10 protein-coding genes are annotated in these 13080 nt (G+C 42.4%); 7 read left to right on the top strand and 3 right to left on the bottom strand.

Features of this window, described 5'->3' with window-relative positions:
- Position 1: 1 nt before the first annotated feature.
- The 4 genes from AB4153_RS08410 (at position 2) to AB4153_RS08395 (ending at position 5693) form a co-directional block, all read left to right on the top strand.
- Positions 2–1831 carry a phytase gene (locus tag AB4153_RS08410; RefSeq protein ID WP_371997030.1) on the top strand — a complete coding sequence of 610 codons (1830 nt, stop codon included), beginning with the start codon at positions 2–4 and terminating at the stop codon, positions 1829–1831.
- A gap of 448 nt (positions 1832–2279) precedes the next feature.
- Positions 2280–3080: a PhzF family phenazine biosynthesis protein gene (locus AB4153_RS08405; RefSeq protein ID WP_371997028.1), complete on the top strand. Its 801-nt coding sequence runs from the start codon at positions 2280–2282 to the stop codon at positions 3078–3080.
- Positions 3081–3157: 77 nt separating this feature from the next.
- Entirely contained in the window at positions 3158–3889 is a 732-nt protein-coding gene (locus AB4153_RS08400) for an SDR family oxidoreductase (RefSeq protein WP_248956649.1), read from the top strand.
- A 184-nt stretch (positions 3890–4073) separates the two neighbouring features.
- Complete coding sequence (locus AB4153_RS08395; protein WP_248956652.1) at positions 4074–5693, top strand: methyl-accepting chemotaxis protein; 1620 nt, start codon at positions 4074–4076, stop codon at positions 5691–5693.
- An 84-nt stretch (positions 5694–5777) separates the two neighbouring features.
- On the opposite strand, the gene gltS is transcribed toward AB4153_RS08395, so the two are convergent.
- From gltS to AB4153_RS08380, 3 genes are all read right to left on the bottom strand, one after another.
- Positions 5778–7007 carry a sodium/glutamate symporter gene (gene gltS / locus AB4153_RS08390; RefSeq protein ID WP_102528897.1) on the bottom strand — a complete coding sequence of 410 codons (1230 nt, stop codon included), beginning with the start codon at positions 7005–7007 and terminating at the stop codon, positions 5778–5780.
- A gap of 329 nt (positions 7008–7336) precedes the next feature.
- A complete protein-coding gene (locus tag AB4153_RS08385) occupies positions 7337–8350 on the bottom strand; it encodes a helix-turn-helix domain-containing protein (protein ID WP_102528898.1) in 1014 nt (337 codons plus the stop codon).
- A 40-nt stretch (positions 8351–8390) separates the two neighbouring features.
- A complete protein-coding gene (locus tag AB4153_RS08380; protein WP_102528899.1) occupies positions 8391–9992 on the bottom strand; it encodes a DASS family sodium-coupled anion symporter in 1602 nt (533 codons plus the stop codon).
- Between the two features lie 321 nt (positions 9993–10313).
- Here AB4153_RS08380 and AB4153_RS08375 point away from each other — a divergent pair, with 321 nt between their 5' ends.
- From AB4153_RS08375 to AB4153_RS08365, 3 genes are read left to right on the top strand one after another with little or no spacing between them, the layout of a single operon-like run.
- Positions 10314–10949 carry a hypothetical protein gene (locus AB4153_RS08375; RefSeq protein WP_102527541.1) on the top strand — a complete coding sequence of 212 codons (636 nt, stop codon included), beginning with the start codon at positions 10314–10316 and terminating at the stop codon, positions 10947–10949.
- A gap of 53 nt (positions 10950–11002) precedes the next feature.
- Positions 11003–11473, top strand: a complete 471-nt coding sequence (locus AB4153_RS08370; RefSeq protein WP_102527542.1) for a CYTH domain-containing protein — start codon at positions 11003–11005, stop codon at positions 11471–11473.
- Positions 11474–11482: 9 nt separating this feature from the next.
- Complete coding sequence (locus tag AB4153_RS08365; RefSeq protein ID WP_371997026.1) at positions 11483–12805, top strand: hypothetical protein; 1323 nt, start codon at positions 11483–11485, stop codon at positions 12803–12805.
- Positions 12806–13080: the final 275 nt, after the last annotated feature.

The raw sequence follows: 13080 nt of genomic DNA, 5'->3' as shown, positions 1-13080 counted from the left end.
CATGAATCTAACAATAAAAAATATTAAAAATAGTTACTTATGGCTTGCTATCGGCGGTCTGTGTGTCAGCGGCATTGCTGTTGCAGTAACGGCGACGAGCGATAAGTTGACGCTTGTTGGGCCCGCCGCGGGCAGTCAGGCGGCCAAATGGCGCGACAACTGGCTGTTTGCCAGTGAACAGCAGGGGCTCGTGTTGGCAGATGGCGAGCTGAAAAACATTGTACCCGGTCAGTTTGAACACCTTGATATCTGGGGCGATATTGCACTGACTTACGATATGCAAGTAGACCAAGTACAGGGAATTAAACTTGATGTCGATAATATGCAGCGCTTGCCATTACTGCCCAAGCGACAAATTCAGGTCGATTGGCTGTGTTTGCAGCCCCGTACCGCCGACAATAACTTGTACGCCTGGATAGGTAATGAAGAAGGCCAAGCGGAGCAATGGCTGCTAATGAGTGAACAGCAGTGGCAGCCGCAATTGTTGCGTAGCTTATCGGTGGTGATGGGCGCACTGACGTGTACCGTAGATGCTGAGCAGTTATATGTAGTGGAAAACCTGCAGGGCGTATGGCAATACCCAGCAGCGCCGAATAGCCCAGCAGAAGGACAGCTAGTGCTGCACCATAGTGATAATGACTACATCGATATTGGTCAATTTGCTGGACAAATACTACTGAGTGACAATAGCGGGCAAGTGTTTGACATTGAGGGTGATAGCTTGTTTAGCGCCAATTCGGGCGTCGATGACATAGAAAGCTTTGCTGTTGATGGTCAGCAGATCACTTATCTCGTTGATAGTGATAAAAGCTATTACCAAAGCGAGTGGCCGTTTCAGCCTCTGACATCAGCACCGGACGAGCTTATCGTCGAGATCCCGACACAAGTGGAAAGTGCCATTGCCGACCGTGCTGGCGACACTATGGATGACCCTGCTATTTGGGTACACCCTACTGAGCCGAGTCTCAGTCGCATATTGGGCACTAATAAACGCTGGGGCTTACTGAGCTTTGATATGCAGGGCAATCAGGTACAACAATTAGCAGCCGGCCGAGTGAACAATGTCGATATTCGTCAGCGGGTTAAGTTAGGTGGCGAGTATCGGGATATTGCTGTGGCAAGTAACCGTGACCGCAATAGTTTGAGTATTTTTTCGATTGACGGCCAAGGCCAGCTGACTCAACTGCTGGAGCAAGCGACCAGTCTTAGCGACATCTACGGATTGTGTCTGTACCAACCCACCGAAGATAGCCTTTACGCCTTTGCCAATGACAAGTTAGGACTGATTAGTCAACTGGCGTTAACATGGGACAACGACCACCTTAAAGCCACAGAGGTGCAGCGTTTTACTGTACCTAGCCAACCGGAAGGTTGTGTGGCCGATGATCGCTCTCAGCGATTGTTTGTCGGTGAGGAAAATGTCGGCATTTGGCTGTTTGACCTCAGTGGCAGTCAGCCACAAGGGAACATGATCATTACTGCTGGTGGTCCTTTGGTGGCCGACATTGAAGGGTTAGATCTTTATCAGCACCCCAATGGTGATGCTTATTTAGTGGTGTCGAGCCAAGGTAATGACAGTTATCTGCTGTACGATGCTCAGCCGCCATTTGCTTATGTCAGCAGCTTTCGGATTGGGGTTAATGGCTCAAAAGGTCATGATGGTAGCGCCGAAACCGATGGCTTAGCGGTAACGTCGAGTGCGGTAGGTACTGGGGTATGGTCTGACGGTATGTTGGTGGTGCAAGATGGCCGCAACAGACTGCCTGACGAACATCAAAACTTTAAATGGGTGCCTTGGCAGATAGTGCAACAGAAGTTGAATTTGCCTTAACCATATAGCACTGCTAACCAACGGAGGCGTTGGTTGGGTTGGTTGCCTGCGAATTGGTGATAGCCGTGCTCTGAAGTAAGCTGATTGTGGCAACGCAATCAGCTTTATTGTCAGCATGGCAATCAACAATATTTTATAGCCTGCGGCTGGTTTTTTGGTGTCGTGCAACGAGTTAAGCGCTCGACTCGCTCTTTACTCGTAGCTCTTATCTAGCGAAACATAGGCTGAAGGGTATCTATACGGTCTATAATTTCATCCGATGCTCTTTATAATCTATGCCTGAATACCCATAAATTAATGGCTGTTTTAGCGCATTGGACATGAAAATGTTTTATAACCTTCCTATAGCCATGGCAGGCTAAATTAGTTTAAATTGATTGCTATTGAATGAGCTGCAGCGAGCGTTTGCTCATTAAATTAGAGCGGCTAAAGGAATGGGAGCAAACTCATGGAATTAGAGATATATGTGGTGGATGCATTCACCGATACAAACTTCAAGGGCAATTCTGCCGCTGTTATTCCTATCAATGACTGGCTTGATGATGAGTTAATGCAAAATATTGCTGCTGAAAATAACTTATCTGAAACCGCTTTTATTAAAGCAATTGGTATTAACCAATATGAGATCCGCTGGTTCTCACCCCTCACTGAAATAGATTTTTGTGGCCATGCAACTTTGGCAGCATCATTTGTGTTGTTTAACCATTTAGGTTGTGATGGTGAGCTTGAGTTTTTGACCACAAAGGTCGGCAAGCTTCAGGTTACTCAATTAACTGACATGCGTATTCAAATGAGCTTTCCTAATCTCGCTCCTTCACCAATTGAAGTGGTACCAGAAGACTTATATGAGGGCTTATCCATTAAACCGCAAAGCGTCCTAAAAAGCGAGCAAGCCTACTTTGCTGTTATGGCGTCAGCTGATGAAGTCAAAGACATACAATATCAGTCGGAAACGCTCAAACGGCTTGCACCTTTTGATGTGGTCGTAACAGCAAAAGCCGATGATGACAGTCAACATGACTTTATCTCTCGCTATTTCTGGCCTGCAAATGGCGGTGACGAAGATCCGGTTACAGGATCTATTCATGCGGGGTTAGCACCTTATTGGTCTAGCATATTAAATAAAACCGCACTTGTTGCTCAGCAGGCCTCTGCGAGAAGCGGGGTTTTATATTGTCAGATAGACAATGACCGTGTGTTGGTTTCAGGCTATGGCGCTTTGTATCTGTTAGGGACGATTTATGTTTAAGTCGATAACGCTTAGCTTAAGCGTGCCAAGGTGTCTTAATCTAATCAAGACTCGTGACATCATACGGAAGTGAATTTATGGAAAAAGTAGCCTTAGTAACAGGTTCAAGTAGAGGAATTGGTGCTGCGACGGCAAAGTTACTCGCACGCCAAGGGTATGCTGTGTGTGTTAATTATCGAAGTCAGAAAAATGCAGCGGATGATGTTGTAGCAGCAATTAAGGCTGAAGGTGGTAAAGCCATTGCGATACAAGCAGATGTGTCCGTAGAAACAGAAGTGATACAACTCTTTTTATCAATTGAGCAAGCTTTAGGGCAAGTGACACATTTGGTTAATAACGTTGGCATCTTATATCAACAATCAAACTTAGTCGATATGAGTCTTGAGCGATTCAATAGCGTTCTCATCGCTAATGTCTCTAGTTGTTTTTTGTGTTGTCGTGAAGCCCTAAAAGTGATGCAGCAAGGCTGCGCAATCGTCAATGTATCTTCTGCGGCATCTCGCCTTGGTGCGCCATTTGAGTATATTGATTATGCTGCCTCAAAAGGTGCGATAGATTCATTAACTAAGGGCTTATCATTGGAAGTTGCAGGCAAAGGCATACGGGTTAATGCTGTTCGTCCTGGGCTAATCGATACCAGTATTCATGCTGATGGCGGAGAGCCAGAACGTGCACAACGATTGGGGGCAACCACCCCGTTACAGCGCTGCGGCACAGCTGAAGAGGTGGCGAATGCTATTTCGTGGTTATTATCGGATGAGGCTAGCTATGTCACAGGCTCATTTGTTGACATCGCTGGTGGTAAGTAGCCATCAAAAGCTGTCGTGAGTAACGTTAAGCATTAACGACCATTTTCTTCTGTTATAAATACCAATGACAGCGATGTCATAAATTGCTTGCATCTTGTACTACTTATTACTTATGTTATGAAAATGCTGTTTTTAATATTGCGCTTGAATTAACCATAAGAATAAGAATAAACAAGGATGCTGCATGCGTTTGAAAAGTAAAATCGTTGTATTTTCGTCGGTCATTTTTTGTGCTTTTATCAGTATTGCGCTTTGGGGGTTACATGCGCTTTCTGATGCCAGTGAGCGCGACAACATTGCCCGAATAAATCAACTGATGAAAAGCACGGTTAACATAGTTGAGCAATTTGAACAGTTAGCAAGTACAGGCACTTTGTCAGAAGAGCAAGCCAAAAAGTTTGCCAGCCAACTACTTCGAGAAAACAAATATCATGACTCAGAGTATGTCTATGTCGTTGACGAAAAACTAGATTTTGTTGCTGCACCACATGATCCCCAACTACATGGAACAAGTTTTAATGATTTCCGTGATGCATCAGGACACAGTATCGGCGAAATGGTTGAGCAATTAGTGGGACAAAAAACAGCAACCATTATTACTTATCATTGGGAGTCACAGCGTGATGGCGATATCGTCGACATGACTTCAGTGGTGCAAAAAACACCAGGATGGCATTGGTATATAGGTACAGGCATTAGCTACGCAGAAGCGGATAGTCGTTATTGGGCGGTGGCCAAATGGTTATTAACTTTTTCGCTGACGATAGCCATTATTATCACCTTATTATTAATACGATTTGGGCTGAACTTACAAGGCTCGTTAGGGGCTGAAATTGAAGATGTGCGTCGTTTTGTTATGCGGGTATCACGTGGTGACTTAAAACAAGAAAACAGCTTTGTTAGTACTAACGATAACAGTGTTGTGGGGGCAATGAACTATATGCAAGTGGGGCTTCAGGGAGTGGTTAGTGCAATCGGTGAAGTGACAAATATACTTAACTCACAAACCCACGATTCGGAGCAACGCTCTGCAGAGTTGGATGATTTAACCAATGCACTTAGCGAAGAAGCGCAAATCGTCGCGTCATCAATTACTCAACTTACAGCAAGTTCAGCCAGCGTAGCAGAACTTGCCAAACAAGCAGCCGATTCAGTTACAGCTGCTGAAAAGCAAGGCTTACAAGCTCATCAGTTAACCCAATCCTCAGCAGAGACAATCTCCTTACTTGAAAACCAAATTGACAGCGCAGGGCAGAATATCCAAATTTTGGATGATGAAGTGAATAACATCGCTAGTGTGCTATCAGTGATCCAGGGCATTGCTGAGCAAACCAACTTACTTGCACTGAATGCAGCCATTGAAGCGGCTAGGGCAGGCGATCAAGGTCGTGGCTTTGCAGTAGTGGCAGATGAGGTGAGGCAGTTAGCGCAGCGTACTCAAACAAGTACGGAGCAAATTCAACTCACTATTGTTAAACTGCAAAGCGCAACACAAGACGCCAAGTTATCCGTATCGCAAAGTGTGTCGACGAGTGCGGATACCGTGGCTAAGTCTCAAGATGTCGCCTTAGCATTAAGCCATATTGCGCAGTCGTTATCGGCCATTTCGTCAATGAGTCATCAAATATCTCAAGCTGCCGTTGAGCAATTAACGGCGGGGGAAGATGCTGCAACACGCATTGCTACTATTGCCGATACTGCGCGAAATACCTCTGCTGTCTCTGTCCAAGTACACGCAGGGACAGATCAAACCCAAAAATTAATCCAGACACTTGAATCTGAAATTACTAAGTTTTCTGTATAGGCTGCATTTGTTTATGGCAATTAAAAAGGGAAGCAACTGCTTCCCTTTTTAATGAGTGATTGATTTCAGTAAGTCGCTAGCAGATTACTGCATTAGACCAATAAAGTAAGGGATGATTAACGCATTGGCTAAGTCGATAAAGAAGGCGCAAACCAACGGCACAATGATGAAGGCTTGAGCAGAGTATCCATAGCGCATTGAGACTGCTGACATGTTAGCCATCGCTGTTGGTGTTGAGCCCAGTGAGATACCACCAAAGCCTGAACAAATCACAGCGGCATCATAATTCTTGCCCATTGCAGGAAACACGATGAATAAGTTGACCACAATAGCCACAATAAATTGCATCCCAAGAATGGCAAAGATAGGTCCAGCTAAATCCACTAATGTCCATAATTGCATGCTCATTAATGACATCGCTAAGAACGTTCCTAGTGACATATCAGCAATGAGATCAATCGCTGCAGTACGGCTAGGCCAAGCAGTGCCAGTAATACGTGGGTAGCTTTTAGGAATTAAATTGCTTATTACAATACCAGCGAATAGGCAAGTCACGAACAAGGGTAAGTCTAGCCCTAAACTGCTGACCACTTCATTTAACAGAAACCCTAAAATCACACAGATATGAATCGCTAATAGGGCATCTAAGAAATCAAACGAAGTCATTTTGACGGCTGTTTCGGTTTCTTTACCTTGCGTATTTGCAGCTTCTAAATCAACTGAAGGTTTTAATTGATGTTTATTGATCAAGTATTTGGCAATGGGCCCGCCCATTAAGCTGGCAAGAATTAACCCGAATGTGGCACTAGCAATACCAATTTCCATGGCGCTGGATAAACCAAATTGTTCTTGGATTTTTGGTGCCCAGGCAATGGCGGTACCATGGCCGCCAATCAATGACACGCTGCCACCGAGTAAACCGACAATCGGTTCTTGACCAAATAAGGTTGCTACACCTATACCGGTAAGGTTTTGCAAAATCATGTAACCAATAGTGACAATGAGTAAAATGACTAAGGGCTTACCACCTTTGAGTAAATCGCCCAAGCTGGCATTAATACCGATAGTGGTAAAAAAGTACACCAGTAAGACATCTCTGGCCATTAGATCAAAGTTGATTTCAATGCTGGTGGCTGCATAAATAAGGGTGAATAAAATAGAAAAGATGATCCCGCCAGAAACGGGCTCAGGAATACTAAATTCTTTTAAAAAGCCCACAACCTGATTTAAACGTCTACCAATAAACAGCACGATAATCCCTACCGTGACAGTAAAGAAAGAGTTTAACTGCACAATGCCGTCAGCAAATTCCATAATACTTCCTTGTTAACTTTAAGAATACTGTGTGATTAATCGCAATAGTTTGACATACATACTCAAACCATTGATAGCAGCAATCACCACTAAGCCCTAAAAACAGCGTTGTGAGATTAAGACTGTGTTTTGCGTTACTGATTTTAGGTTACAACTGCGGGGGAGGCTTTATCGCTAAAACCACATTGGATATCTCATAAAATGATCATCTTGAAGTGATAGCAGAACTCTGTCTGAAGAGGTTACATAAAAAACCACCGAAATAGGGTGGTTTTAGGAGTCAGCTTAGATAGAAGTGCATTTAGTTAGCAGTGCATTTAGTTAGGTGATCACTTAGTTAAGTGTTTGCTTAATTGCAGCACTTCAACGGCGGTTTTACCTAAGGTATAGCGGCCAGCAATGGCATATTGATGATTATAGCGGTCTAACCATTTTTGTAATTGTTGGTTGAGTTCTTCAATAGTCGTAATGCGATGATTCTTTAAAAATGGCGCATAAAATTCATCGTAGGTTAGCTGTTGAAAACGAGCAGCTAGGCCGTTAACTACAGGGCCATTATAGGCACGCATTTGAATGTGGTTGATATCAGCGTGGTCGAGTAAATCTTTAAATGGCGCACTTTGTTTACCAGAGAATTCAGCCCCTCTATCGGTCAGTAGGCTGTTAATTTTGATCTGTTGCTGCATGTACCATGGCTGAACCGTAGATTGCAAAAAGTTCGCTGCAGTACTTGAGTCTTTATTATCACTGATAATCGCAATGGCATACTGACTATAAGCATCAATGAAAGTGTGCTGATAGAGCTGACCCATAGGATCAACATTGCCAATACTAAAGGTATCTTGCACACAAACATCACCTGGGTATTTACAATCTAACGCTGATTCATTTTGCTCGAGTTTATAAAGCTGCTCCATATCATGCTGGCTTTTAAAGCTAAGCTGGTTTTGCTGACGTAAACGGCTATTAAGCGCCACTAGGCGGTTTTTCTTGGTTTCAAGATTGTGCCTCACCCAAATGGTACGCACACCGCTGGCGGAAATAGTACAACCACGGGCAGTCAGAAGTTCCGCAGCTTTCGCTTGACCATAATTAGGGTAATCGAGTGCGATTTCGATGACTTGGTCTTCAACTTCTTGTGATACACGGTTTTTAAGCGCAGGTTTCTTGCGTGAAAGGTTTTTAAGCCCGCGTTCACCTGCTTCTTCATATTGCTTTTTAAAGCGGTAATAGCTGTCACGGCTATAACCCATAATGTCGCAGGCTTTACTGATGCTACCCAGTTCAGTTGCTAACTGAAGCAGAGCGAGTTTACTGCGAATTTCATTTTTATTTGAATTCATATCTGCTTATTATCGTTAAGTTATTACCACAAAACCCATCTTACCAAAAAACACCGTTAGGGGCATATCCTAACCACTTAAACCAAGTTTCACCCATTAAAATACTGGTAGCCCAACCAATCATCAACATGGTAAAACCAAACTTAAAGCTGTCACTTAAGCTGTATTGATCGGTTGAGTAAAGCAGCAAAGCAGGCTTACTGTTAAATGGCAGCACATAAACGTGCTCGATTAACAGCGCCACAGGTAGAGCTAAGCTCATAATTGGAAAATCAAAACGTTGAGCAATACCAATGGCAATGGGCACAAACAGCATAGTGCGCATGGTTTTAGATTGGAATACCAGTGAGCTTAATAGCATCGCGCCTGTCAGCATAATATAGAACACACTAAATGGTGTTGATTCATCTAAGCCAAAGTATTCAAGGCTAAAGTTAACCGCAAGGTTAGGTAAGTCAGTTTGCTTAAAGCCTGCACCTAGAGTGTATGCACCTGCAGAGAACAGTAATAAATGCCAAGGCACATCGACTTGGTTCCAGTTCACAACCCCAATACGCGGGCTTAATGCGACAATCGCCCCAATGAATGCAATCGCAGTTGCACTGACGCCGTGGTATTTGTCGGTGGCCCAAAAAACTAAAATAGTCACAAAAATCACGATAGATTTAATCTCACGGAACGAGACTTTACCCATTTTATCTAATTCTTGTTGTAAGCGTTCCATCCCTCCTTCGATTTGTGGCAGGCGCTCTTCAGGTGACAGTGGGAAAAAGACCTTCGTTGCCAGTAACCAGCCAATCACAATCATGCAGATGACAATTGGCATGGCGACTATCATCCAGTCGGCAAAGAAGAAACTGCCGCCAATAGCACCTGCTATCAGACTTGCAGCTAATAGGTTAGCCCCTGAGCCTGTGACAAACGCACCAGCACATAAGTTAATCTGTAATAGGTTTTGCAGGACTAAATTTCGGCCGAAGTTGTTTTTATTTTCTCCGCCTCTTGCGCCATAGACCGCAGCAATCACCATAAAAATAGGCATCAAAATCGCAGCCTTTGCTGTGGTCGCAGAAATAAAGGCAGACAAGGCTAAGTTAATCACCATAAAACTGTAAAAAATCGGTGTCGCACTGGTACCAAAACGGCAGATAAACCATAAGGCAAAGCGTTTTGCAGCACCCGAAGACACCAACATGGAAGCTAGGATGAAAGATAGAATGTTTAACCACATAATTGGATGCCCAAGCTGGGCGTAGGCTTGGCGTTCAGGCAGTACACCGGTCAGAACTAAGGCAATAATGACCATTAATGAGGTGAGATAATTGGGGATTGGTTCAGTAATCCATAAAATAACCGCAGTGCAGAAAATGGCTAACATCGCCTGCCCATGCCAGCTAAATTCTGTCAGGCCGACATTGTGAAAATGTTCTGCAGCTGACTTGCTTAACATTGATGAGTCAAAATCTGTCAAAAAAGAGGCTGGGTTGCCCGTCAGTAAAAAGATAAATGCCGCCAACGCTATCCATATACCACTTTTAGCTAACCATAACTCGAAGTTAGTTTTTGATCTGACAGGTAGCCGTTCCATTTTGTATTGGTTCATATCAAGTGGATCAATCTTATCCGTTATCTCTTTGCTCATCTTGTTGTGACCTTAAGCTATATTCCATTTGCAATAACCATAACCGTTAAAGCCGTAATAAAAATGGATCAAGATCAATAAATTATCTTAATAGTTTTTAATTAATATTTTAACTAACTATCGGTGTGGTTTTTTGCTTATGATATTTAGTTGTTTTTAAAGGTTTTTTGTTTATGCTGCAATTGCTTTTATTTTTATTATGTAAGATTAGGTTGAGACTAAAATTAATAAAACATGATCTAGATCTGTTTTTTTTACTCAACACAGGAGTACTGTAAATGGGTACTTAATAACAAACGAAATAAATTTAAAGGAAACAGTATGTCTGAATTAACAATTGGTGAAATTTCTAAACCACGCTTTGAGTTCCGTACTTTTGGGCAAGACTTTACTGAAGCCGCAGAGCGTATGGCGCGCCTATCTGTTCCGGTTCCTGAAAAGGTATGGCGTCGTGAAAGTGACGAAATTTATATTATGTCTCGCACTAATGATTTGAATAACACTAAAATTCGCGATGGCAAAATGGACGTTAAAAGTTACGTACAAACCGTAGATGGTTTAGAGCAGTGGGATCCAAAATTAAAAGCGGAATTTCCGATCAGTAAAGTTCAGTTAGAACAAGAAATCTTCCCTGCGTTCATGGTGGAGCAACCTGCATTAGCTAAAGACAGCTATAGCTTCGAAGAATTTATCGCTATCATCGACGCCCATCCTGATTTACAAGCCGTTAAAATTCATAAAGAACGTTTTGGTTATATGGTCAATAACACCATCTGTGAAGTGGCAAATGTGTTAGTCAATGGCGCAAGACTTGTCAGCGTAAACAGTGAATCAACAGAATTAGATGACATTCACACCACAGTTAAAGACTTACGCTTAGCGGGTGTTGAAAACATTAATTACCTTCAAGCGATTAAGCGCGTTATCGGTATGAAGAACCTACCACTAGCTAATTAAGCTTGCATGAGCATTACATCATCATACTTTTTTATAAATAGGGCATAGCTATCATGGCACAAGAAATTGAACGCAAGTATTTAGTATCAAGTGAAGAATTTAAAGCACAAGCGGGTAAGTCGGTTCGTATTATCCAAGGTTACTTAAGTAGCGTGCCTGAGCGCACAGTGCGAGTGCGTGTAAAAGGTGACAAAGGGTTTTTAACGATTAAAGGTATTGGTAATGAGTCAGGTGCGTCGCGTTATGAATGGGAAAAAGAGATCTCTGTTGAAGAGGCGCAAGAACTACTGAAAATCTGCGAACCAGGTGTTATCGATAAAACCCGATACCTCGTTGATCATCAAGGACACATCTTTGAAGTCGACGAGTTCTACGGCAGTAACCAAGGACTGACCGTTGCTGAAGTCGAATTAACTGACGAAGCACAAACGGTCAATAAGCCAAGCTGGTTAGCAGAAGAAGTGACGGGTGATGCACGTTATTACAACTCTATGCTAATGAAGCAACCATTTACGCAATGGTAGGCTGAAACCATGTTGTCGCTATCGATAGCTGATCAGTACCACTTAACAATTCAGGTGGATATTCCGCCTGAATTAAGTCGAGTACAATTGCAGGCCTATTTTTTCTTTCCTGCCAAACTAGCTGACAATAGCGACGTCATGAATAAAAGCAGCTTTTATCACAATTTGTTGCAACAACAACAATTGGTCAAAGTCGAGCCCATTAGTTGTCACACCATTGACCGTGATTTACTCATTATTAAGCAAACTGCTTATGCTTCCGCCCAAGCTAATCAGAGTCGTTATGTACTAGCGTTGTCTGAATTTGTCAGTGGTATTGTTGATTTACAAGAGAATGTTAGCTTAGCGCAGTTGGCCTATATCGGTGATCAAATAGAGCAATTTTCACGGATCCACGATAACGAACAATTACTCACCCAAGGTCAGCTATTTAAGTTGGCACTACATTTATTAATGTATCACTATCATCAATCTCTGTTACAGGCTAAACACCAGGCCAGTAAAGAAGATAAGCTTTGGCTGACTGTTCAAATACAACGGCTTTGCGTAGATGCCGATATACTGAAGATTAAGTTATCTCCTACCTCAGAAGCTGGAAGAGAGAAATTACTTAATCGATTACACATCGCTAAACGGGTGATCCATCGTCCACACCAATTAACTCGTAAGAAACTTAAAGATGGTGAAGTGGCTGAACAATTGATCTTTGGTTTTGCAGCCGCATTAGCAATGGCATTTGCTACAGGTATCGCTTTTGCGACTCAAAAAGCTTTTGGCAATTTTTCTACACCATTTTTTTTCTCTCTGGTGTTGTCGTATATCTTCAAAGACCGGATTAAAGAGTTGGGGCGTAATTACTTAATGGAGAAATATTTCTCTAAGTATTCACAGCATCATTATCGATTCTATCAACACGGTTCCAGCCAATTAGTGTATGACGCTAAAGAGGCGGTATACCGACAAAAACCTGCTGAGCTACCTGAAAAAGTAAATGCATTACGTAAACGCTTTTATCGGGCTGAAAGCCATAGCTTTAAAGAAGCGCTCGTCTATAAGCGAAGTTATACATCGCATACCCATTCACAACCAAATTCCCAATTTAAGTTTAAAGATAAACTTACAGTTAATTTAAGTAAGCGTTTACGGTTACTGCCAAGAATGGTGCGATCACATTGGGAGGAAACGGAGAGTAATATTAAGCTCCACAATGTGCATAGTGTCTATCCTATCAACATTGTTTTAGTCACTAAAACTGACAGTGGTTGTAGTTATTATCGATATAAATTAACCACAAGTCGCAAAGGTATTCATAGATTAGAGCAAGTCGAATAAGCACTTGTTGAGTTTAGTATTGGTTTTTAATTGACAAAAACTTTCAATAATTAATATATAAATAAGCATTTAAATCAACAGCATGCAAAAAGAGTGGCTTATGAGAATATGATTTTCATAAGTCGCTTTCGGCTGACTTAAAAAAATCTGCAATTGGATTATTTTACATTTCGTCTTAGATCACTTTTTGCGCAAGATTGTAAGATTAAGTTGTAATTAGTTGATATTGATCATGTTTTTTTTACAGCCGTAGTTCTACTCTATGGCTAACGAGA

The sequence above is a fragment of the Shewanella sp. 10N.286.52.E4 genome, from assembly GCF_041468785.1.
GTDB classification, from domain to species: domain Bacteria; phylum Pseudomonadota; class Gammaproteobacteria; order Enterobacterales; family Shewanellaceae; genus Shewanella; species Shewanella electrodiphila.
This window is presented reverse-complemented; position numbering and strand designations above follow the sequence as displayed.

Bases quoted from the DNA above. Each gene is read 5' to 3' on its own strand.
- AB4153_RS08410 (WP_371997030.1), top strand. From the start codon at position 2: ATGAATCTAACAATAAAAAATATTAAAAATAGTTACTTATGGCTTGCT.
- AB4153_RS08405 (WP_371997028.1), top strand. From the start codon at position 2,280: ATGGAATTAGAGATATATGTGGTGGATGCATTCACCGATACAAACTTC.
- AB4153_RS08400 (WP_248956649.1), top strand. From the start codon at position 3,158: ATGGAAAAAGTAGCCTTAGTAACAGGTTCAAGTAGAGGAATTGGTGCT.
- AB4153_RS08395 (WP_248956652.1), top strand. From the start codon at position 4,074: ATGCGTTTGAAAAGTAAAATCGTTGTATTTTCGTCGGTCATTTTTTGT.
- gltS (WP_102528897.1), bottom strand. From the start codon at position 7,007: ATGGAATTTGCTGACGGCATTGTGCAGTTAAACTCTTTCTTTACTGTC.
- AB4153_RS08385 (WP_102528898.1), bottom strand. From the start codon at position 8,350: ATGAATTCAAATAAAAATGAAATTCGCAGTAAACTCGCTCTGCTTCAG.
- AB4153_RS08380 (WP_102528899.1), bottom strand. From the start codon at position 9,992: ATGAGCAAAGAGATAACGGATAAGATTGATCCACTTGATATGAACCAA.
- AB4153_RS08375 (WP_102527541.1), top strand. From the start codon at position 10,314: ATGTCTGAATTAACAATTGGTGAAATTTCTAAACCACGCTTTGAGTTC.
- AB4153_RS08370 (WP_102527542.1), top strand. From the start codon at position 11,003: ATGGCACAAGAAATTGAACGCAAGTATTTAGTATCAAGTGAAGAATTT.
- AB4153_RS08365 (WP_371997026.1), top strand. From the start codon at position 11,483: ATGTTGTCGCTATCGATAGCTGATCAGTACCACTTAACAATTCAGGTG.